This is a genomic window from Janthinobacterium sp. FW305-129 (genome assembly GCF_020858115.1).
Classification (GTDB): Bacteria; Pseudomonadota; Gammaproteobacteria; order Burkholderiales; family Burkholderiaceae_D; genus Janthinobacterium.
In genome coordinates, this window is sequence record NZ_JACYMM010000012.1 from 1 (window position 1) to 23,641 (window position 23,641).

At 62.6% G+C, this 23,641-nt stretch carries 13 protein-coding genes; all 13 read right to left on the reverse strand.

What is annotated here, in order from left to right; genetic code table 11:
* Nucleotides 1-181: 181 nt before the first annotated feature.
* The 13 genes from IGS61_RS22480 to IGS61_RS22545 all read right to left on the reverse strand — a co-directional run bounded on the left by IGS61_RS22480 (nucleotide 182) and on the right by IGS61_RS22545 (nucleotide 23,629).
* Entirely contained in the window at nucleotides 182-2,518 is a 2,337-nt protein-coding gene (locus tag IGS61_RS22480) for a chitinase C-terminal domain-containing protein (RefSeq protein ID WP_329958085.1), read from the reverse strand.
* A gap of 102 nt (nucleotides 2,519-2,620) precedes the next feature.
* Nucleotides 2,621-4,084, reverse strand: coding sequence for a glycoside hydrolase family 19 protein (locus IGS61_RS22490; protein ID WP_230541651.1), 1,464 nt, complete (start codon nucleotides 4,082-4,084; stop codon nucleotides 2,621-2,623).
* A gap of 280 nt (nucleotides 4,085-4,364) precedes the next feature.
* Nucleotides 4,365-5,207: a sulfotransferase family protein gene (locus tag IGS61_RS22495; RefSeq protein ID WP_230541652.1), complete on the reverse strand. Its 843-nt coding sequence runs from the start codon at nucleotides 5,205-5,207 to the stop codon at nucleotides 4,365-4,367.
* A 154-nt stretch (nucleotides 5,208-5,361) separates the two neighbouring features.
* A complete protein-coding gene (locus IGS61_RS22500) occupies nucleotides 5,362-13,365 on the reverse strand; it encodes a YDG domain-containing protein (protein WP_230541653.1) in 8,004 nt (2,667 codons plus the stop codon).
* Between the two features lie 34 nt (nucleotides 13,366-13,399).
* On the reverse strand, nucleotides 13,400-15,058 hold the full coding sequence (locus IGS61_RS22505; protein ID WP_230541654.1) for a ShlB/FhaC/HecB family hemolysin secretion/activation protein: 1,659 nt from the start codon (nucleotides 15,056-15,058) through the stop codon (nucleotides 13,400-13,402).
* Between the two features lie 10 nt (nucleotides 15,059-15,068).
* The gene (locus IGS61_RS22510; protein WP_230541655.1) at nucleotides 15,069-15,356 is read right to left on the reverse strand and encodes a hypothetical protein; all 288 of its coding nucleotides are present in this window, start codon (nucleotides 15,354-15,356) and stop codon (nucleotides 15,069-15,071) included.
* Between the two features lie 323 nt (nucleotides 15,357-15,679).
* Nucleotides 15,680-16,291, reverse strand: coding sequence for a SorB family sulfite dehydrogenase c-type cytochrome subunit (sorB, locus tag IGS61_RS22515; protein WP_230541656.1), 612 nt, complete (start codon nucleotides 16,289-16,291; stop codon nucleotides 15,680-15,682).
* 10 nt (nucleotides 16,292-16,301) lie between these two features.
* On the reverse strand, nucleotides 16,302-17,528 hold the full coding sequence (gene sorA / locus IGS61_RS22520; RefSeq protein ID WP_230541657.1) for a SorA family sulfite dehydrogenase catalytic subunit: 1,227 nt from the start codon (nucleotides 17,526-17,528) through the stop codon (nucleotides 16,302-16,304).
* Complete coding sequence (locus IGS61_RS22525) at nucleotides 17,521-18,954, reverse strand: amino acid permease (RefSeq protein ID WP_230541658.1); 1,434 nt, start codon at nucleotides 18,952-18,954, stop codon at nucleotides 17,521-17,523. The genes sorA and IGS61_RS22525 overlap by 8 nt, the downstream gene beginning before the upstream one ends.
* A 280-nt stretch (nucleotides 18,955-19,234) precedes the next feature.
* On the reverse strand, nucleotides 19,235-20,029 hold the full coding sequence (locus tag IGS61_RS22530) for an ABC transporter permease subunit (protein WP_051959683.1): 795 nt from the start codon (nucleotides 20,027-20,029) through the stop codon (nucleotides 19,235-19,237).
* Nucleotides 20,030-20,108: 79 nt separating this feature from the next.
* Nucleotides 20,109-20,924: a taurine ABC transporter ATP-binding protein gene (locus IGS61_RS22535; protein WP_070219220.1), complete on the reverse strand. Its 816-nt coding sequence runs from the start codon at nucleotides 20,922-20,924 to the stop codon at nucleotides 20,109-20,111.
* Nucleotides 20,925-20,995: 71 nt separating this feature from the next.
* The gene (gene tauA, locus IGS61_RS22540) at nucleotides 20,996-22,069 is read right to left on the reverse strand and encodes a taurine ABC transporter substrate-binding protein (RefSeq protein ID WP_230541659.1); all 1,074 of its coding nucleotides are present in this window, start codon (nucleotides 22,067-22,069) and stop codon (nucleotides 20,996-20,998) included.
* A 120-nt stretch (nucleotides 22,070-22,189) separates the two neighbouring features.
* On the reverse strand, nucleotides 22,190-23,629 hold the full coding sequence (locus IGS61_RS22545; RefSeq protein WP_230541660.1) for an NAD(P)/FAD-dependent oxidoreductase: 1,440 nt from the start codon (nucleotides 23,627-23,629) through the stop codon (nucleotides 22,190-22,192).
* Nucleotides 23,630-23,641 lie beyond the last annotated feature (12 nt).

The following is a 23,641-nucleotide window of genomic DNA, read 5'->3' on the forward strand; positions in this document are numbered from 1 at the left end:
AACGATGCGGCCACCGCCTCGGTCAATGCGTCGAACAACGGCGGCCCGATCTACAACAACAATACCAGCGGCACGTCGTATGGTTTCCAGGTGGAAACTTGGTTTTAAGCCAGCTTAACGGCCGCAATTAAAAAGGGCGGAACCTCGGTTCCGCCCTTTTTACTTTACGACATCAACAACTTTACGGCAGCGCCACCGGCAATTCCGGATACTCTTGCGTCAGCGCATACTTGGTGCCGCCCACGGTGACCGTGTAGTTGGCCGGTCCCGAGATCGGCAAGCGGTAGTTCAGGGTCAGCGCCACGGAGCCGCCCGGCGCCAGCGATTGCCAGGCGGGAATCGCGAAACGGGCCCGGTTGTAGTTCTTCGTGAAGCCGCCGATATTGTTCGGCCCCGTGTAGCCGGCATTGATCACCGTCAAGCCGAAGCCGGACTGGTCGCTCATGTCCGACGGCGCCGAGACGGGATAATCGAACTCCACCACGGTGCCGCCCGGCAAGGTCGACGTGGTGTTGTTCTTCACCGTCATCACCGGGTTGATGGGGAAGTTGTTGTCGCCCAGCTTCCAGCCACCGAGGGTGATGCTGACGTTGGCCGCCGTGCCCGGCATGGCGATTTCGGCGCGTTTGTTGCCATACGCGCCAGCCGTGCGGAAAGCCTGGTACAGCACGTCCGTCAGGGTGGTGCCCATGAAATACTCGCCCTTGCCTCCATTGCGCGTGGCATCCCAGGCATAGTCGCCCGCCATTTCCCAGATCATCACGCCGCCGATATTGTTGTTGACGATGTATTGGGCCTTGGCCGCGATCGATTGCGTGGTTTCCGTGGAAATGAACACTTTTTTGGTCGCATTCCACAGCCACGGCGCCACCATGGTACTGCTGTAGTACGGCACATAGCTGCCCACCAGCGCCTTGTCCGTGACTTTATAGGCGTCCAGGTAGCTTGGAACGATGCCGTTTTGCAAGTTCAGCGCATGCCAGATGGGGTTGCCGCCGCCCGGCGTCGGCTTGCCTTGCGAATCGAGGTCGTACCACACGTTGTCGATGCCGGTCGCGCCCGTGCCGCATGTCTTGGTGCCGGCGCAAGTGACCGTGGAGCTGATCAGCGGCGTCGTGCCCCACAGGCCATTGGTGCCGCCCGTCACATCCTTCCAGCCCCGCGTGTAGAACGGCACGCCGATATTGATGCGTCCCGCCTGCATGGCGCCCCGGTAGTAGCGGTAGGCCCAGTCCGTGTTCAGGTAACCGATGTTCTGGTACTGGTAGGCATTGCCGGCACGCAACTCGCCATCGTTGCCGTCGTCAAACAGCGCCGCGTTCGGGCCCACGTACTGGTTCCACGCGCCGTGCAAGTCGTACGACATCAGGCTGGCGTAATCGAGATATTTCAATCCCGACATATTTTCCTCGCCGCGCAAGACCCAGCCCGAGGCGGAGCCGGCAATGGTCAGCAGATAGTATTTATTGTCCTGCACGGCCGCTTCGTCGAGCTTCTGGCGCAGCACCTTCAGCAGCACGTTGTAGCTCGTCATCAAGCCAGCCAGGCGCGGTTTCGACACGGCGAAGTCGTTCGGATTGCCCGCTTCATTGTTGGTGGTCGGGTGTTCGTAATCGACATCGACGCCATCGAAGAAGTTGTACTGGCGCACGAACGCCACCATCGAGTCGGCCAGGGTATTGATGCCGGCCGTATTGATGCTGCCGTCCGCATTCGTCGTGGCCGTGTAAAAGCCGCCGCTGCCGGCCCAGCCGCCCACGGAAATCATCAGTTTCACGCCTGGATACTTCTTCTTGTATTGCGCCAGCAAGTTGAAATGGCCCTTGTACGGCAAGGACGGGTCCATGGCCGCGGCCGGCACGTTGGGCCACGTCAGGCCCGTGTCCGGATTGGCCGCGCCGCTGCCGATGGCGATTTTCGACGTGGCCGGGTCGACGGAGGCGAACGCGTAGTTCAGGTGGGTGATCTTATCCCACGGCAGGTTATTCACCAGATACGTGGGACTGCCATCGACGCCCGTGCGCCAGCTGGCGAAGTAGCCGACGATGCGCCGGTTCAAGCCATTGCCCAGCACTTCGCGCCCATTCGCGTCATATACCTTGCAATACGGCACATTCGGCACGGCCGAAATCAGGCCGTCCGGGCGGCAAGCCGTGGGGGTCGGCGTTGGCGTCGGCGTTGGCGTCGGCGTCGGCGTTGGCGTCGGCGTCGGTGTCGGGGTTGGCGTCGGCGTCGGGGTCGGGGTCGGGGTCGGCGTTGGGGTATCGATCACAGCCCATGGCCCCCAGGTGTCGGTGGCGCTGGGGACATTACCCTGCGTCCACCACTTGGCCTTGTAGGTGACGCCCTGGTAGAGCACGCACTGGCCGCCCGTGTAGACGGTAGCGGCATCCCAGACGGCGCACGCTTCCACGGCGGCCAGCAGGGTGTTCGGCGTGGCGGTCGTGCCTTCCTGGCCGCCGCCGCAAGCGACGAGTACGCCGCTGAGCAGGGCCATCAATAATGCATTCGATTTCATGTGATTGTTGTCTCCGTTATGGTTGTACATCGAGAGCTGTTGCAGGCCCCTCAAGGGGCTCTTGTCAACTGTTATCCCTGGCCGGCTTTCCTGCATAGACTGCTACTGCAACTTCACATTCCAGTTGGCTTCCACGCATTTCACGTAGTTCCCGGCCAGCAAGGCGCTGTACGGGGTTTGATAGCTGACCAGCTGGCATTGGTTCTCGCCACCGGCGCTCCAGTTCTTTTCCCAGTAGATGTTGTAGGCAGCGGAACTGGCCGGGGTGAAGCGTTGCATGTTGGCGCAGGACAATTGTTCGCCGGAATAATCCCAGCCCATGTCGGCGGCAAATTGCTTGTAGTAATCGATACGGTTTTGCGCGGCCTGCTTTTCCGTGCCCTGCCCGCATTCGGCATTAATGATCATGATGGTGGTGGCGAAGTTATTGCCCGCGCCGGCTGCCGTATCGGCCGCGTTGGGCACCCACGTACCGTCGAGCACGTGCAACATCGATGGCTTCGGCGGTTGCGGATAGACAAAGAAGAACGTGGCCGAGGCCAGGTTCAGCCAGGTCGAGGCGACGAGGTCGGGATTTTTCAGCAGCACGGATTGATCGCCGTCATGCATGGCTTGCGAAAACGGCCCATAGTTGTAGTTGTAGGACAGCTGTTTGGCGCCGCGTCCAAAATACTTCTTGAAGCTGCCGTCGGCATTCTTGCCGCACGTCCATACCTTGTTGAAGACGGGATCCGCGCACTCGATGTTGTAGCCGCAGCCGGCGCCCGTCTCGTCGCAGCCCAGCTCGCGCAAATACTTCAAGCCCTGGCGCCATTGCGGCAGCGGGCTGCTGGCGTTGTGGTCGCCCGTTTCCTGCCCGAAATGGGCGAACATGGTGGCCAGGCTGTGGCGGCAGATGGCGTCCGCATTGCGCCCGTCGCCGTAGTCGTCGCACACGGCGGGGAACTTGGCCACGGCTTGCAGGAAGCGCTGGTAGGTGTAGCTGGCGTCGCGCGCGGCAAAATAATAATCCCACTTTGCCGCCGGCAGCAGGCGCTCGACGCGCTTGACGTTGAGCGGGTTGCCGGCCAGGCCAGGCTGCACGGCTTCGACGGCCGCATTGCCCAGGGTGCGGATCGAGGCCTTGACCTTGCGGAAGAAATCGTTATTCGTCAGCGCCGCCTCGTTGGCTTCGGCCTGGGCCCTGGTGGGCACGCCTGGCGTCGGTGTCGGTGTCGGTGTCGGTGTCGGTGTCGGTGTGGGCGTTGGCGTCGGAGTGGGCGTTGGCGTCGGGGTGGGCGTCGGCGTGCTGGTATCGAGGCTCCACGGTCCCCACTGGTCGTTGTTCGGCGCCGTGCCCTGCACCCACCATTTGGCCCGGTACACCTTGCCGTCGTAGACGGCGCACTGGCCCGCCGTATAGACGGCAGCGGCGCTCCAGGCAGCGCAACTGTCGCTGCCGGCGGTGGCGGCCAGCAGGGTCGACGGGGGTTCGGTGGTGGAATTGCCGCCGCAAGCGAGCAGCGCGCTGCCCAGCAGGCCTGCCATCAAGGGCGAGGCCAGCCGGCTGATTTGCCGTGTCTTCACATTGTCTCCTGAACGTTATACGAAAACTATCGAAGTAGCTTTTTATGTTGTACGTAAAGAAAGCGCAGCGAAGCATCGGCTTTCTGCACAGAGAATGCGACGCCCTAAATTGGTAGTCAAGTGGTTTTATACAACGGTGTTTTTTACAATACCAGTTGCATCAGCGCCGGTGCCCACGGCACCGTTGGCAAAGAATGAGCGGGAAAGATATGCGGCCGGCTCCAGCAATACCGCGCCGGCAGCGGTGCGGCAAGTGGTATCAGCACTGCCGCACGTATTTTCAGACGGATGGCGTTGCCACGCGCTGGTGTTGTGGATAATACAGCTCATAAAACCAGCCATACGCGCTTTCGATCTGCGCCTGGATACGCGGCGGTATCGCATGCGGCTTGGGCGCGCTGATCGTCGCCTGCTGGCGGTGCGTGTATTTCATGCGGTAATGGCTGTCGCTTTCCTGGATACCCACGGCAAGATCGTGCGGATCGATCTGGAACGGTGCCAGGCCCAGCCATGTATACAGGTGCGACATGCATTCCACCGGCCGCGCCATCAAATCCTCGAAACGCACGAAATACAGCTTTTGCTGCACCTCGACGGGCAGGTCCAGCACGGCATGCAGGGAACTCAAGGGAGCGCCGATGGTGCGGTCCTTGGCAAACAGCATGTCGGCACGGCCCAGGCGGTCGAAATCGGCCAGATGGTCGACAAAATCAAGCAGGATGGTGCGCTGGTGCTGCGCTTCGATGGAGCCGTAGACCTGGCCCAGTTCGCGCACGCAGACGATGATTTTCGCTTCCGGCGCCAGTTGCAGCAGCAGCTCCACGCAATGCAGCCAGGCGCGGTTCTTGTCCACCACGCCCTCCTTACCGCAATCCTGGTACCAGCCGCGCAGGAAACCCTGCATGGCCGTTTTCAGGTGGCCATAACTGGCATCGAAGGTGCTGTCGAGCTGCGACAGGAAAAACGCGTCGTCGCTGACCATGCGCCGCATGCCCAGCAAGGCGTTGCACAGGGGCGAGCTATTGCCTTCGCAATGCAGGTCGGGATGCTGCGCCAGCAGCTGGCACAGCAAGGTGGAACCGGCGCGTGGCAAGCCGGCCACGCCGATGAAATTGGATGTCATGCGATTGTACTTTCTGTTCAGCGCTGCTCTTCTGACGGAAATCAAGGATGGTGCCGCCATTATAAGAGCGCGGCAACGATGCACCGGTAAAAAAAATGCCGCTTCGAAACACGAAGCGGCACTCCGGCGCCACCATGCGGCGGCGCCGCTTGCTTTACTGGCTGTCCTGGCGCGTGTTGCCGCCAGCTTCGGCCGGCAGGCGCAGGCCGCTATCGACCACGCTCAGGCGCAGGCCTGGCAAGACATTGCCGACGACATTGCCGGCCAACTGCACGGCCGGCGCGCTGCCGGCGCTCCCCGTCTCTGCCTCGCGCGGCGCCTCCTGCGCGGCGGCAGGCTTGCCTGGCGCCGTCTCGCCACTGACGATCATGTCGGCCTGCACCATATTGCCCTGCGACGGGGCCACGGCGACGGCGGCGATCACGTTCGCCACTGCGCTTTGCAGCGCTTCCGTCGGCTTGACTGTCAGCACGCCATCCACATAGTTCAGGGCGTAGTTGTTCGACGCCTGGCCCGATGCCGATACCAGATAATTGCCAGCTGCGGAAGTCGTCGCCGCCGGCGTGCTGAACGCCAGGTTGCCGCTCACTTCAGCCGCCAGCGTATCGCCACCGAGCAAGCCGCTGTAGCTGGCGCGGAAGTCGGGATTGGCGCGTCCCTGGTCTTTTTCAGCGTTATCGACTTTCACCGTCAGCGCCGCCTGCGAGATCGTGGCCGTCGTGCTGGCGCTGCTGTTGACCACGTAATTGCCCGCATCCGCGCCGCTCAGGCGTATGCCGGCCACCGTCACCGTCTTGCCCGCGCCCGCATTCTTGTCGCTGAAGCTGGCGCCATCGCTGGCAATGCTCAGCTGATCATTGCCGAGACGGTTGTCGCGCAAGGAAACGACAGCATTCGTGGTGGCGTCATATACCTTGTTGACGCCGCTGGCGCTGACCGTCAGTGCCGCTGGCGTGATATCTGCCGTGGTGCTGGCCAGGCTGCTGGCCAGCACGTAGTTCGCCGCATCGGCGCCACCCAGGGCCAGGCCGCTGATGGTTACGGTCTTGCCCCTTGCCGCATTCTTGTCGCTGAACGCGCCAAGCACGGGGCCGCCAGCCAGGCTCAAGGCGTCGCCAGCCACCAGGCCATTGAAGGTGGCGCCAGCCAGGTTCAGGCTGGCCGCCGTGCCACCGTCGTACACTTTGTTCGCGGCCACGATACCGGCAATGGCGCTGATGGACGCTGGCGTGATGCTGGCCGTCAAGCCGGTCGGATTGGCCACCGTGTAGTTGCTGGCCGAACCAGTGCCGTCGAGCAAGGTGGTGCCGCTGACGGTCACGGCTTTCGCATTGCCCGCGTTCTTGTCGCTGAAGGCCGCCGTCTGGCCGCCGATGGCCAGGGTTTCATCGCCCACCAGGCCGGCCAGGCTGCCGCCGCTCAGTTGCGCCACCGCATTGCCATCGTAGACCTTGTTGCCGGCCACCTGGCCCGTCACCGTCAGGGCTTTCGGCGTGATATCGGCCGTGCCGCTGGATACATTACTGCCCAGGATATAGTTGCCAGCATCCGCACCAGCCAGCGTGATGCCGCTAACCATCGCAACCTTGGCCGTGCCAGCATTCTTGTCGCTGAACAAAGCAGAGCCTGCGACACTCAAGCTGTCGTTGCCAATAATGCCATCGAAGGTCGCCGTGCCATTCAAGGTGGCGGTTCTCAAGCCATCATAGGTCTTGTTGCTGACGCCCACGTTCGACACGCTGCCGATGCTGGCCTTGGCGATATCGGCCACGCCGCTGGACGTCGTGCTGCCCAGGAGGTAGTTGCCCGCATCCGCGCCAGCCAGGGTAATGTTGCTGACGTTCACCGTTTTGCCCGTGCCCGCATTCTTGTCGCTGAATTCGCCATTGCCCGCCACCGTCAGGCTGTCGTCGCCGAAGATGCCGGTGAAGGTCGCCGTGCCATTCAAGGTGGCCGTTTTCTGGCCATCATAGGTCTTGTTGTTGACGCCCACGTTCGACACGCCGCTGATGCTGGCCTTGGCGATATCGGCCACGCCGCTGGACGTCGTGCTGCCCAGGAGGTAGTTGCCCGCGTCCGCGCCGCCCAGGGTGATGTTGCTGACGTTCACCGTTTTGCCCGTGCCCGCGTTCTTGTCGCTGAAGGCGCCATTGCCCGCTACCGTCAGGCTGTCGCCATTGACCATGCCATTGAAGGTCGCCGCGCCGTTGAGCGTGGCCGTGGCTGAGGCATCGTAAGTCTTGTTGTTGACGCCCACGTTCGACACGCTGCCGATGCTGGCCTTGGCGATATCGGCCACGCCGCTGGACGTCGTGCTGCCCAGGAGGTAGTTGCCCGCATCCGCGCCACCCAGGGTGATGCCGCTGACGTTGACGGTCTTGCCCGTGCCCGCATTCTTGTCGCTGAATTCGCCATTGCCCGCCACCGTCAGGCTGTCGTCGCCGATGATGCCGGTGAAGGTCGCCGTGCCATTCAAGGTGGCCGTTTTCTGACCATCATAGGTCTTGTTGTTGACTCCCACGTTCGACACGCCGCTGATGCTGGCCTTGCTGATGTCGGCAGTCACGTTGCCCGGACTGGTGAAGGTGTAGTTGCTGGCCAGGCCAGTGCCATTCTGCAAGGTCGTGCCGCTGATCGCGACCACCTTGGCCGTGCCGGCGTTCTTGTCGCTGAAACTGCCCACGCCGCCGCTGAAGCTCAGCGTTTCACCCGCGACCATGCCGCTCAAGGTACCGCCCGACAAGACTGCCGCCGTCGTGCCATCATAGACTTTATTGTCGGCTGTCACACCGGAAAGCGTGACGGCCTTGGGCGTGATATTCGCCGTGGCAGTGGCCGTATTATTGCTAAAATTATAATTTCCCAGGTCGCTGCCGGACAAGGTGATATTGCTGATATTGACGGCCTTGTTGGTCCCAACGTTTTTATCCGTAAAGGCGCCGTTCGCACTGGACAATTGCACGTCGTCACCGGCAATCTTGCCATTGATCACAGCCAAGCCGGCACTGAGGCTGGCGCTGAGGTTGCCGTTATAGACCTTGTCCTCGGCGCTCAAGCCAGTAATGCCGGTAATCGTTGCTTTCGCAATATCGCCCGTCAAGCCGCCAGGCGCGCTCAGCGTGTAGTTGCCTGCCAGGCCGCTGCCATCGCTCAGGGTCACGCCGCCGATCGTAATGGCCTTGCCCGTGCCCGCGTTCTTGTCGCTGTAGCTGGCGCCCTGCACGGCAAAGCCCAGGGTTTCCGCATTGACCAAGCCATTCAAGGTGCCGCCGGTCAGGTTTGCATCGGCCGTGCCGTCGTAGACCTTATTGTTGCCGCTCAAGCCCGTCAGCGTCAGCGCCTTGGCAGTGATATCGGCTGTGCTGCCGGCCGTGCTGCTGGCCAGGTTGTAGTTGCCCGCGTCCGTGCCGCCCAGCACGATGCCGCTGATGCTGACCGCCTTGCCTGTGCCCGCATTCTTGTCGCTGAAACTGCCGCTGGCGGCCGACACGTTCAGGGTATCGCCGCCCACCATGCCCGCAAACGTGGCGCCCGCCGTGTTCAGGCCAGCCGTGGCAGTGCCGTCATACACTTTATTTCCAGCAACAATGCCGCTCACGCCGCTGATGGTGGCCTTGCTGATGTTGGCTGTGCTGCTGGCCAAAGTATTGGTGAAATTGTAATTGCCAGCATCCGTGCCGCCCAGGGTAATGCCGCTGATATTGACTGTCTTGCCATTGCTGGCGTTCTTGTCGGTAAAGCTGCCGCTGGCGCCCGAGACCGTCAAGCTGTCGCCACCGACCATGCCCGTAAACGAGGCCCCTGCCGTGTTCAGGCTGGCGGCCACACCGCCGTCGTACACTTTATTTCCAGCAACGATACCGGCCACGCCGGTGATGGTGGCCTTGCTGATATCGGCGGTGCTGCTGGCCGTGGCATTGGTCAAATTGTAGTTGCCGGCGTCCGTGCCGCCCAGCACGATGCCGCTGATGCTGACCGCCTTGCCGGTCGCGGCGTTCTTGTCGCCGAAGCTGCCGCTGGCGCCCGACACGCTCAGGCTGTCGCCGCCCACCATGCCCGCAAACGTGGCGCCCGCCGTGTTCAGGCTGGCCGTGGCAGTGCCGTCATACACTTTATTTCCAGCAACAATGCCGCTCACGCCGCTGATGGTGGCCTTGCTGATATTGCCCGTCAAGCCGTTCACGGGCGCCAGCGCATAGTTGCCCCCGGCGCTGCCGCCCAGGGCCGCGTTGACCGTCACGGCGATGCCGTTGCCCGCATTCTTGCTGGCGTACGTGCCATTTACGGTCGAACTGACATTGGCCAGGTCGCCCGCCAGCACGCCGTTCAGGGTGCCGCTGATGGCGGCCACGGTGGTGCCGTCGTACACCTTGTCGCCCACCGCCGCGCCGCTCAGGGTGACGGACTTGGGCGTGATCACCAGGCCGCCATCGATATAGCTGATGGCGTAGCCGGACTGGCCGCCCGACGAGTACAAGCCGCTGGCCGACACGCCATACGTGCCCGCATTCACGGCGCCCGCGGCATTGCCCGCATACACGGGCGTGCCCAGCAGGCTGGCGCCCGCCACCGTGTTCGAATACGTGACGCTATTGCTGCCGCCTGCGTAGGCCACGCCGTCATACACCTTGCTGTCGTAGGAAACGCGCACGGCGACCTGCTTCATGAACGAGCGCAGGAAAGGCGCGCTCTGGCCGTCGTAGACTACCCACATCTGCCCCAGCTCCCAGCCGGCGCCCGTGTAATTCGACAGGTTTTTCAGCTGCGCCGTCGTCTTGCCCGTCCCGCCCATACTATTCGCCTGGCCGCTGGCCACCGTGTCCCAATAGCTGCCCGTGACGCTGCCCGCATTGGCGCCCACCAGGCCGCCCACATTGCTGGTGCCGCTCACGCCGCCATTCGCATAGCTGTTGGCGATGCTGCCGCCATTGCTGCCGACCAGGCCGCCAACGGTGCTGGTGCCGCTCACGGTGCCGCTCGCATAGCTGTCCACCACCGTGCCCGTATTGCTGCCCACCAGGCCGCCTCCGGTGGACGTGCTCGTCACGCCGCTGGTGGCAAAGCTGCCGCTGATCGTGCCCGCATTGCTGCCGGCCAGCGCGCCCACATTGGTGCCGCCCGCCACGCTGCCGCCGGACAGACCCACGTTCGCCACCGCCCCGCCGCTGCCGATGGCGCCGAACAGGCCCACATCGCTCACGCCCGCCTTGGCGATATTCAAATTGGAAATGATATGGCCTGTGCCGTCCAGGCTGCCCGTAAAGGCCGAAGCCGCCGTGCCGACGGGGATGAAGCCCGTGCTGCCCCACACATCGTTGCCATTCGCCGCCGTGCCGGCCGCGCTGAAGCTGCTGCCCAAGGTGTAGCTGGCAGCCTTGTTCATCGCCATCAATTGCAACTGGTGCGTGGAATTGATGGTATTCGACCACTCCGACGCCAGCATCGGGCGCGTGCCGGCGGCCGCGCCATTGATCGAACCGTCGCCGCTGACGATGACCCAGTTGTTGCCCGTCGCACCTGCCGTACTGGTGAAATTGAATCCCGTGAAATTACTCCCTTGCAACATCTGCGCCGCACTCAAGCCCTGGGCCACGGTGCTTGCGCCATTGCTGACCACACCAACGGCGCTTAACCCCGAATTCAGGATGTTGTTGAAATAGGCATTGACGATGGAGCCACCATTGTGGTCGCCGACAATGGCGCCGTTATTGATGCCGGTCGTCGTGAGCTTGCCCGAATAATATGTATTGGTGAGGGCAACACCGATGTTGTAGCCCACCACGCCGCCCACGGTGGAGTTGCCCGTCACGTTGCCCGTCGCATAGCTGTTGCTTATCGGGCCAGCAGACACCCCGACCAGGCCGCCGAGATTATTCGTCCCGGTCACATTGCCAGTGGCATAGCTATTCGTTACCGCGCCGCTTTCTATCCGCCCCACCAAGCCACCCAGGCCGGAAGTTCCCGTGACATTGCCCGTCGCATAGCTGTTCGTGACCGTGCCGCCACCCGTGTTAATGGCTGCCAGGCCGCCGCCGTAGCTGCCGCCAGCACTGCCGACGCTGATGGCGCCCGTGGCGTAGCTGTCGCTGATCGTGCCGCGGTTGAATACGGCCAGGCCGCCTGCGAAATAGTTGGTAGAGGTGGTGGCCACGGCGCTGGAACTGCCCTTGATCAAGCCGCCGGCCGCATTCACGCCGACCAGGCCGCCGGCGGCGCCATACGCGCCGGCAACAACGGTGCCGGCGGCGCGGCTGTTGCTGAGCGTGCCGGCATTGGTGCCCACCAGCGCGCCCATGTTGATGTAGCCGGAACCATGCACGGCGCCGCTGCTGGACACATTTTCGATGGTGCCGTTATTGCGGCCCGCCAGCGCGCCGATGTCGGTATACGCGGCACCGTACGCGGCCTGCGAACCCGAAATATTGACATTGCTCAAGCTTAGGTTGCGCACGCTGCCAGCCACGCCAATATTGCCGAACATCGCCGCCGGCGTCTCGGGGCGGTTGATGGTCAAGCCATACAGTTCATGGCCCAGGCCGTCAAACTTGCCGGTAAACGGCGTCCCGGCGCTGCCGATCGGCACAAAGCCCTGGCCGCCGTCCCAGCCGGAGGTGCCGCGCGCGTCGATATTGCTACCCAGCACATAGTTGCCGGACAAATTGCCCTGCATGCCTTGCACGTCGCTGCCGGTCGTGCTGTTGAAGGCGCCCAGGCTGTTGATCACCTGATACACGACGACGCTGCCATTGCTGCCCAGCTTGGTGCTGAAGTTATTCCCCGATGGCAAATCCACTTCGGCCTTGACGTTGTACGTGGACAGATTGCCGGCGGCGAGCACGCTCTGGCCATATTCCAGCGCCAGGCTGGCCGTGCCCGCGCCGCGCATGGCCTTGTTGATATTGATATTGTTCTGTGCCGTCAGGGTCAGCTTGTTGGCCGTCCAGTTGACGTTGTCATTGACGTTGATGTTGCCCTGCGTGCCGCTGCCGCCCGACACGCTCTGGATCTGCACGTTGCCCGATTTCAAGGAGTTGCTGAGGAAGGCGCCCGTCATGTCGCCGCCGGAGACGGCGATATTGAAGTCGGTCGGGTCGATCAGCCAGGTGCCGGACAGGCCCTTGCTTGAGGCCGTCGTCACCTTCAGCGCATCGTCGATCTTCACGTGCGCGGCCGAGGTGTCGATGAAGCCGCCATTGCCTTCAGCGGGCGCGCTGGCGTCCAGGGTGCCGCCCGCGTGCACCGTGCCGCTTTGCATGTCACCCAGCAACTTGATCGTGCCGCCGCGCGTGTCTATCGTATGCGCCTCGATCACGCCCGTGTTGTTGACGACGGTTTTCAGCAAGTCGCCCGCCGCCTGCGCCGTCAGCACGACGCTGCCGCCGTCCGCCTTAATCATGCCGCCGTTATGCACCAGCGCACCCACGGCGCCCTGGTCCACCGCCACGTTCAGCAAGCCATCACCGGCCACATCCAGGGTGATGGCCCTGCCCGCCGCCAGCGCCACCGAACCCAGGCGTGCCTGGATCGTGCCTTCGTTCGAGACGTTGGCGCCCAGCAAGGCCACATAGCCGCCCGGCGCGCTGATCGAACCCTGGTTCAGCACCTTGCCGCTACCGTTGCCGCTAAATTTGTAATTGCCGGCCATGAAGTCGGCATTGGAAATATCCAGGGTCGAAGCGACCAGGCCCGCCGTGTTCACGGACGCGCCCCGGCCGAACAGCACGCCGTTCGGGTTGACGATGAACACCTTGCCATTGGCCGACAAGTTGCCCAGGATGGTCGTGCCGTCGCTGCCCAGCACGCGGTTCAGGGCCACCGCATTGCTGTTGGGCTGCTGGAACTGCACCGACTCGCCCTTGCCGATATTGAAACTGGCCCAGTTGATCACGGCATTCTGGCTGCCCTGCCGGATCACCGTCACGCCCGGCGCGCCGTTGATCGTTGCCTGCCCCGCCACCACCGTGCCGCCCGCCGGCCCCGCCAGTGCCAGCGAGCCATAGCCGAGCATCAGGGCCGCCGCCATGCCGGTCAAGGCAAAATGCGCCCCGCCACCGCTGCTGCCGGGCATCGAGCGCTTGCCGGCGGATTTGACGTTTTCGGAAACGGCGGCGTAGGCGCCGGTGGCCTGGTTCCAGATGGAGCGGTAGATGCGGTTCATGGCAATGTCCTGATGTTTTTATTGATGTAGTAATTTAGAAATATTTGATGGCTTGCAGCCAGAAACGGCCTGCCGCATCGGGTGCCGAGGTCGCCTTGGCATTGCCCAGCTTGTGCGCGTAATACGCCTTCAGCACGAGCGCATTGGCGCCCGTCCACGTCACGCCCACGCCGGCGCCGCTCAGGGTGCGGCGGTTGTCGCCGGCGCTCCAGGCATCGCGGTTCAGCTTGACGGTGCCCGTGTCGGCAAAGGCCAGCACCTGCAGCTGGCCCGGGAAGGCCGTGAACGCCGTCACGTTCTGGCGCAATTCCAGATTCAGCACGTAGCCCTGGTCGCCATACGCCTCGCCGCCCGGATAGGCGCGCACGCCGCCCACGCCGCCGATGCCCATCTTTTCCGAGACATCGAGGTTTTTCGATGCTGCCTGGCCACTGATGGTGCCGAACAGGCTCGTCTCGCCGCCCAGGCTTTGCACGCGCGCCCCGTTGAAGGCAAGCTTGTTGAAGTGGCCGTTGCTTTTCACCGTCAGCTGGTCGAGCAGCAAGGCATCGAGCGTCCCGATATCGATCTTGCCCGTGGTGTACGTGATGGAATAGGTGCTGACGCCACCGCCGCCCCAGCCGTCCTTGCCGTCGCCATTCAGGTTCAGCATCCACACCCTGGCCGTCTTGTCGTTGACGCTGCCCGTCGATTCCGTCCGGTCCTGGAAGGTCTTGTCGTCATAGCTGACCTGCGCATACAGGTTGTTGCTGCGCGAACGGATCAGCGGATAACTGCCGTAGGCGCTGGCGATCTTCGCCGTGCCCTTGGCGTCGAGCACGGCAAATTCCTTGCCCAGCTTGTAATCCATGTACGTGTAGGCGCCGCCCAGGCGCAGCAAGCCCGCCTGCCCCTGGTAGGCCAGGCGGCCATAGTTCAGGCCGTCAGCCGACGTGAAGGCGCGCACGGTGGCCACGTCGCCGATGCCAGCCAGTTCATTGATGTTCAGGGTGGCGCCGATGCGGTTGCGGCCCGTGTAGCGGTTGCCCTGGTTATCGACGTCGATGCTGCCGTTGAAGCGCGCGCCGGGCTGCACGTCGACGATGAGGTCGGACGCCCCCAGGGACGCCCCCGGCGCCAGGGTCGAGCTGACCTGCACGCCCGGCAAGTCCGACAGCAGCAGCAAGCGCCGCTCCAGTGGCGGCGTGGAAATCACCTGCCCATCCAGGCCGGCCAGCAGCGTGCCGGCCAGGCCGTCGGACAGATTGCTCTGGTTGCGCAGCTGCACTTGCCCATACCGGCCCGGCAGCACGTCGATGGCGACGACGCCATCGTGGATGTCTTGCGCGGGCAGATACGCCTGCGCCAGGAAATAACCGCGGTTCTGATAATAGCTGGCAATTTTGGACGCCATGGCGCGCAGCTCGCCCAGGGTCAGCTCGCTGCCGGGGACAAAACCCGTGGCGGCGACCAGTTCGCTCTCGGCAAACACGGGCGGCGCCGCGATACGCAGGCGCTGCACGCTGATGCGCGTGGTATCGCCCACCGTGGTGGCCGGCACGTTACCCTGCTGCACGCGGATGGCTGGCGGCACTTTCGGCAACTGTGGCGCGACGGGAATCTGCTGCAACTGGCTGCCGGCATTCGGGGGATCGACGGCCCAGGCGGTCTGGATCAGCGCCAGCAAGGTCAGTGGAAGTAATTTGGTATTCAAGGTCATCCTTTCAGGCGGCGCGCCCGCGCCAGGCACGCCGTTTCCGGCGGCACTGGCGGGGAATACAAGAGCGCGAAGAAAGATATTCTTTTGCTACCAATGTTAAATAAAATAGCAACGGAAGAATAAAATTCTCAACAGCAACATTGATCCATTTTAGCGCGCCATGAGAAGAGAAAATACTTGCCTGGGGGACTGATTCCCTACATTGGTGCAGCCCAAACACGAACATCGGCAAAATCCTCAAAGTCGCGGGAAAATGCACCTTTCCACCAAGAAATTCGTTGTCTTCATGCAACAAATCTTCCGCAACATGACTATCGACATGCTACTTTTCGCAGCACAAATAGTTGTTCCAATGACGACTTATTGATATTGTCGCAAGATAAAACAATGTTATTGTTTTGCATACACTGATTCTCTTTCCATGACGCAATTTCTTGCCCCACAAGAGCGTGTAACATTCTTGTAAAAATGAGTTATTAATGAATTAATTCCCGCCCTGGAATGCTTGAAAAATACAGGCGTGACAGCCAGCTGGCATGTCGGACACAAGACCGACCTACCGGCTGCGCGGAGGAAGAGAGGTGAAGTGCGCTGGCGTGCCGCGCTGGCCAGGCGCTACCTGGACAGCACGTATTTCGCCAGGGCCGCCGCATCGGCTACACTGAGCTGGCTGAACGGCGGCATGGGCACGGGCCCCCATTTGCCGGCGCCGCCGCTGCGGATATTCGCCGCCACGGCGGCAACGCCGTCCTTGCCCTTGTAGCGGGCGGCCACCTCGGCAAAGCCGGGGCCGACCACTTTCTGGTCGAGGGCGTGACAAGCCATGCAGCCATTTGCCGCCAGCAAGGTTTTCACATCCTTGCCGCCAGCGGCCGGGACAGCCGCTGCGGCGGGCTTCGTTGCGACGGCAGGCGCCGCGGCGCCCCGCTCCGCGCCATAGGTTTTCACCAGGTAGTCGACCATGGCCGGCATGTCCGCGTCGTCAAACTGGGCGCCGAACGGCTTCTTCATCTTCTTGACGGTCGCTTCCCAGTAGGCGCGCGGCGAAGCGGGCGGCTGGGTCGATGCGTACTGGGCCGCGTGGCACGTCATGCAGTTGCGCTGCACCAGCTGGTAGCCGGGCAATTCGCTGGGTTTATAGGCCGCCGTTTCCGGCGGCAAGTGGATGTCCAGCGCGCACGCGCTGCCCGCCGCCGACAGTGCCAGCGCGGCAAGTATTATCTTCATATGATTCTCCTCAGACTGCCTGAATGCGCGTGGTTTCCACCACATTGCGCATATAACCCATGGGATTCCACAGGGCTTTCATGGGCTGGCTCTGGCCGATGCGGTTGACGGCGCGCACCATCAGCACGTGCTTGCCCTTGCGCGGCGCCTTCATGACCATCGTCCACTCGCGGAACGAGAAGCGTCCCAGGTCCTTGCCCAGCGTTGCTTCCTGCCACGTCTGGCCGCCGTCCACCGACACGGTCACCTCGCTGATGCCCTGGCCGCCATCGAAGGCGATGCCGCGCAAGGCCAGGTCGTGCCCCGCCTTCACTCGCGCGCCATCTTGCACGCTGGTAATGAAGGAGCGCACGTTGAGGCGGCTGATCGGCGTCGTCTTGCCCACGGGCGTGCCCGGCTCGATGAAGCCGGAACCGTTGTCGGGGATGCGGTAACCCGTGCTCATCCAGAAGCCGTCAAACGGCTTGTCCAGCACCGTGATGTCGCTCAAGTGCTTGACCCAGTAAGTGCCATAGTAGCCCGGCACGATCAGGCGCAGCGGATAGCCGTTGAGGAAAGGAATGTCCTCGCCATTCATGGCCCAGGCCAGCAGCACGTCGCCGGCCATGATGTGCTCGACGGACAAGGCTTTCTGGAAGTCGGGGCCGTCGCCCACGGGCGGCGTTTCCAGGCCGTTGAAGGCCACCTGCACGGCATTGGCCGCGATGCCGGCTTTTTCCAGCACGGTTTTCAGGGGGATGCCCGTCCAGCGGGCATTGCCCATGGCGCCATTGCCCAGCTGCCCGCCGTTGGCGCGCGGGGCAAAGAAGCCGCGGCTGTTGCCCGAACATTGCGTCACGGCCACCACGTCGACGGGCTCGGCCAGCTGTTTCAGTTCCGCCAGCGACAGCTCCAGCGGCGTCTTGACGAGGCCGCCGATGCGCAAGCGGTAACTGCCGCCATCGATGCTGGTGGGCAAGCCGCTCCAGTGATAGCGCACGAAGAACGCGTCGTTGGGCGTGATGGCCCCCTCGTTGAACACGCTGAACGGCGTTTCCAGCTGGGGCGGGCGGCTGGTCAGCAGGATCAGCGGGCGCTTTTGCGGAAAGGCCACCAGTTCGCGCTCGCCGTTTTCAAACGGCAAGGTGACAGAGGCAGCCAGGGCCGACCCAGGCCCCGCCACGGCGGCGGCGCCCAGGGCGGCCGTCGTGCGCAGGAAGCGGCGCCGGCTGGCGGGCAACAAAGTCGTATCAGACATGTTTGAGCTCCACTTTGGTGTCGGCGGAGGCACCGCCGTTGCGGTCATCGTTGACCAGCTTCTTGATGTAGTACATGACGCTCATGATGACCACGCTCAACAAGCCGAACCAGAACGACACGCGCTGCTCCGTATCGGACGACACGCTCATGGCCCCCAGGATCACCAGCATGGCGATGATGGTGAAATACGTAAGATAGGGGAAAAGCCACATGCGCACCTTGATGCGTTCCGGGCATTCGCGTTCCAGGCGGCGGCGCAGGCGCAATTGAGATATCGCAATGAGCAGGTACACGAACAGGATCAGAATGCCGTAGGAATTGACGATGAAGGGGAAGACCAGGTCGGCCGACACATACGAGACGGCAATGGCAAAGTAGGCGAACAAGGTGCTGAACAAAATGGCGCGAATCGGCACGCCATTCTTGCTCAGCTTGACCAGGCCCGTGGGGGCATCGCCGCGGCGCGTCAGCGCAAAGATCATGCGCGACGAGGCGTACAGGCTGGAGTTCAGGGCCGACAGCACGGCCGTCAAAATGATGGCGTTCATGATGTGGGCCGCGTACGGGATATTCATGACGGTCAGGGCGCTGACGAAGGGCGTGGCGATGGCCGGCGAATCCCAGGGCACGATGCAGACGACGACGAACATGGAACCGACATAAAACATCAGCACGCGGGTGACGACGGAATTGGTGGCGCGGGCGATGGCCTTGGCCGGGTCCGACGTTTCGGCGGCGGCGATGGTGACGATTTCGGCGCCCGAATAAAAGGCCGTGGCGGCCACGGCGCCGCTCAGTACGGGGCCCCAGCCGTGCGGCATGAAGCCGCCATGGCTGGTCAAAAAGCCCAGGCTTGGGATGCTGTTGGGCAAGCTGCCCGTGAGGAAAAGCGCGCCGACGAACAGGAAGACGACGATGGCGACCACCTTGATCGAAGCGAACCAGAACTCGAATTCGCCGAACGCTTTCACCGAGAACAGGTTCAGCACCGTCATCGACACGAGCAAGACCAGACTGATGGACCACGATGGCACGTCGGGCAGCCAGAAGTTGACCAGCTTGGCGCCGGCGATGGCTTCCAGGGCCACGACGACGACCCAGAAATACCAGTACATCCAGCCGCTCATGAAGCCGAGGAATTTCGACACCTTCGGCTTGTCGTCGAAGGCCAGGCGCGCATATTCGTAAAAGGAGCCGACCACGGGCAGGGACGAAGCCAGCTCGCCCAGCATGCGCATGATCAGGACGACGAGGCCGCCCGTGAGCAAGAAGGATAGGATGGCGGCCGGGCCGGCAGCCTTGGCGATGACGCCGCTGCCAACGAAAAGGCCGGCGCCGATCACGCCGCCGATGGCGATCATGCTCATGTGGCGTTGCTTCAGCGAGTGCTGCAAGCCGGTACTGTTATGCGATTCGCTAATCATGTTTTGTCTCCTGAAAATCTCTGAAGCTCGGTGCGCCCTGCCTGCTGCGGCTTGCTCTTGCCGCGCGGCTTTGTTTTATTTAGGCAACACCGTCAAGCAGCATCGATACATCGTGTGAATCAGTCTGGTTGGCCGCATTCCATAAGTCAATCTGGAAATGCAGCGGCCCGGCGCGGCGCCCAAGGGGCAAGCGCGCTGGAGGGTAAGTACGGCTTATTGCGGATTAAAAAAAGGGAGCGGCGGCAACACTTGTGGCGTGCGCGCCACTCCCGGGAACGTCTTACACCTTGCCCTTCCATGGCACGAGGGTACGTTCGAGGTAGCGCATCATCAAATCAAACAGGAAAGCGAAGAAGCCGATCACGATGATGCCCATGATCACCACATCGCTGGCGAGGAACTCGGAAGCACTGAGCACCATGTAGCCGAGGCCGCGCGTGGCCGCCACCATCTCGCCCGCCACCAGGGTGGTCCAGCCCACGCCGATGCCGATGCGCATGCCGGTGAGGATTTCCGGAATCGCCGCGCGCAAAATTACGTGCACGATGACCTGGAAGCGGGTGGCGCCCATCGAGTACGCGGCGTGGATTTGCTCCAGCGACACGGAGCTGACGCCGGCGCGGGCCGCGATGGCCATCGGCGCGAAGATGGCCAGGAAGATCAGGTAGACCTTCGAAAACTCGCCGATGCCGAACCAGATGATGACCAGTGGCAAGTAAGCGAGGGGCGGCAGCGGGCGGTAGAACTCGATCAAGGGGTCGAAGATGCCGCGTGCCACGCGGTTCACGCCCATCATCACGCCGATGGGGATGGCAAAAAGGCAAGCCAGGCCGAAGGCGCCGAACACGCGCACCAGACTGGCGACCGTGTGTTCCCACAGGGTGGCGCCGCCGAACCCGGTGGTGGCCGCCATGATGAATTTTTCATACACGGCTTGCGGCGAAGGTAAAAACAAGGGTTTCACCATGCCGCTGGCCGTCACGCCAAACCACAGCAGCAGCACGGCGATGACGGTGACGGTGGCGATGCGGCTGGAATTGCCCTGCCCCGGCGCACCGAACGCTTCGCCGGGCATGGCGCAGCGGGGAGCGAACAGGCGGCCAAAAAAGCCGGCGCGCTTGGCGTTGGTGGGAGGAAATCCCACGGCGGATGGGCTATGCATGGGACACCTCCAGCTCTTTATTGACGGCGCGCTCGTCGCCATAAATGATGTTGAGTACTGTTTCGCGCATCTTGATGAAGTCCGGGCTCGATTTCACGGCGCGCGCATCGCGGCATTCGAGGAAGCGCTTGTTGAAATCGAGTTCATACGTGTGCGTGATGCGGCCCGGACGGGGCGACATGACGATCAGCCGGTTCGCCAGGAACAGCGCCTCGTCGACGCTGTGGGTAATGAAGAAGAACATGGTGCTGGACTTGGCCCAGATATCGAGCAGCAATTCCTGGATGGTTTCGCGCGTCAGCGCGTCGAGCGCCGCCATCGGTTCATCCATCAGCAGCATAGCGGGATTGCTGGTCAGGGCGCGGGCGATGCCCACCCTTTGCTGCATGCCGCCCGACAACTGGTAGATCATATTGTCGTGAAAGTCCTTCAAGCCGACCAGCGCCAGGTTTTTCGCCGCCTGTTCGCGCCGCACGGCTTTCGGCACGCCTTGCAGCTTCAGGCCGAATTCCACGTTTTCCATGACGTTCAGCCAAGGCAGCAAGGCATGTTTCTGGAACACGACGCCACGGTCGGCGCCCGGCCCTTCCACTTTATTGTCCCCGAGCATGATTTCACCCTTGGACGGGGCGATAAAGCCCGCCATCAGGCTCAGCAAGGTTGTCTTGCCACAACCGGAAGCACCGAGCGCGACGACGAAGTCGCCGCTATTGATGGTGAGATTGATATTATTTAAGGCATGTACGCGTTCACCGGCCGTCTTGCCCGGATAAATCACGCTGACATCCTTGACGTACAGATTTTCCATCGTGTCCCCACAGTTCTGTTCAACGCACTCTGTTCAGTCAGCGCGCCCGCAGGCGCGCCATCGCACAACGTTTACTTCAGCAGGCCGGCGGCCTGTGCATACCTGGGTGTCACATATTTGGCGTAGTCAGGGGCCAGCGTATCGATCTTGCCTTCGCCCTTCAAAAATTGCGCCGTGGCCAGCAAGGCTTGCGCCACGCCGCCCTTTGCGCCGCCACCGAGCCAGGCGGGCGAAGCCTGCTCCTGCAACGATGGATAGGCGTACAGGGCCACGGAAGCGGCCACGTCCTTGGCAGCTGCGCCCGAATGCTTGACGTTGGCTTTCACTTGCGGCGAATCGATGGTCCACGCCTTCGGATTGGCGCGGTAGTCGGCGTCGGCAGCGGCCATCACCTTGACGAACTTGGCCATGAAGTCCGCGTTCGCTTCGCCCCAGGCGCGCTCGACGGCCATGCCGTCAAACGTGGCCTTGCCCTTCTTGCTCAGTTCGCCGGAAGTGACGAGCACCTTGCCGTTTTGCTTGAGTTTGCTCAAGGCCGGATCCCACACGAAGGCGGCATCGATGTCGCCCCGCTCCCAGGCGGCGGCGATCTGGTTCGGCTGCATGTTGAGCAACTTCACTTCCGTGGGCTTGATGCCCCACGTTTCCAGCGCGAACATGGTGTGGAAGTGCGTGGTGGAAACAAATGGCACGGCGATCTTCTTGCCGCGCAAGTCGGCCGGTTTGGTGATGCCGGCGCCGTTGCGGGCCACCATCGCTTCCGCTTCATTGATGTCGTCGATGATCCAGAACAGCTGCAGGTCGACGCCGCGGCTGACGGCCGCCGTCAATGGGCTGGAACCGATGACGCCGATCTGCACGTCGCCCGATGCCATGCCCGTGGCTACCTTGGCGCCCGAGTCGAACTTGCGCCAGTTGATTTTATAGCCGGTGGTTTTTTCCACTTCGCCGCTGGCGATCGCCACCAGGAAGGGACCGTTGATTTCCTGATAGGCAATCGTCACTTCCTTGCCTTGCGCCAGGGCGGTACCGCTGGAAGCAAGGGCGACGCCCAGCACCAGGGTGCCGAGGACGGCGCGGCGCATCGTTGAAAAAACCGTTTTGCTCAGGGTTTTGCTCGGGGTTTTGCTCGTGTAGGTGTTCATGTCTCACTCCAAGTTATTGTTATGTGTGAACGTTCGGGCAATCTCATCCCTTTCGGGAGGCGCCGCTGTTTGCTCTTTGTCAACCATGCGGCGGCTTAGTACGGCTACTGCTATTACTATTTAAAAAACTTCATCCTTCAAGTGATACCAGCGGTACAGGAAGCGCTGGCCCAGGCGGCGGAACGGGGCGAACGCTTGCGACTCGACCAGTTCCATCATGTTGGGATACGGCAATTTCGAATTAAAGATCGGCAAGCCCGTGTCGCTGGCCTTGCCCGCGATGCGCTCGGCCATGCGCCGGCCCGCCTGCGCCGAATACATGACGCCGTTGCCGCCGTAACCGAGCGAATAGAAAATCGATTGCTTCGGGTCCGGTTGCACGATGCGCGGCATCATGTCGTGGCTGACGTCGACCCAGCCCCACCACGAATAATCGATGGGAATACCGGTCAGCGCGGGGAACTTGCGGTGCAGATCGTTGATCAAAAACTGTTTATATCTGTCGTCCGGCGCGTCGGCGCCCGTGATGGCGCTGCGGCTGCCGATCTGCACGCGGTTGTCCGGCATCAAGCGGTAGTAGTGGCGCAAGATGCGCGTATCCGTGATCACCTGGTGGGTGCGGAAATTGCACGCCTCGATTTCCGCCGGGGTCAACGGGCGCGTGACGATGGAATTCGACAAAATCGGCAGCAGCCGGTTTTTCACCTGCGGATGCAGGTGGGGCGAGGTGTAGCCGCCCGTGGCCACGGCCACGGAACGGGCACGCACCACGCCGCCCGGCGTTTGCAGATAATGCACGCCGTTGCGCGTTTCCCAGCCCATCACGGGGCTCGATGGATGTACCTTGGCGCCCAGCGCGCGCGCCTTGCGCAGGTAGCCGAAGGCCAGCTTGCCCGCGTGGATGCCGATGCCTTCCGGCTCGTGCAGCGCGCCCGCCGCTTCCTTGTCGTCGACGAATTCGCGCTTGACGGTGTCGGCGTCGAGGATGCGCGCGTCGTACTTGAAGATCTCGCGCATGACCTTGGCTTCTTTTTCCAGCGCGGGCATGGCTTTCGCCTTGTGGGCGATGTACAGGTGGCCGCCCGGCTGCGGGTCGCAATCGATGTCGGCCGTGATCTTCTTGAAGGTTTCCATGGCGTCGCACACTTCCGTGTGCAGTTTCAGGGCCGTGTCCATGCCGTAACGGGCGATCCACTGCGAGCGCTTCAGGCGGCCCGTCGTGCATTGCGCCTGGCCGCCGTTGCGCGTGCTGCAGCCCCAGCTGACCCGGTTCGCTTCCAGCACGGTGGCCTTGATGCCGTGTTCCTGAGCAAGAAAGATGGCGCAGGAGAGACCGGTAAAACCCGAGCCGATGATGGCCACGTCGACGTCGATGTCATGCGTGATGGGGCCGTCGTCGGCGGGCGGTTCGCCGGCCGTGCCGATCCAGTAGGTGGGCGCGTAGGCATTGCCGTGGCCGGGCCGCTGGGCCACGAGCGGATCGAAGGCGGGATCATAGGCCGTGCGGGCGGCGGTGCTGTTGCCCAGTACGTCAGATGGGGTGTCGACAGGTTTGTTCATGATCATTCCCGG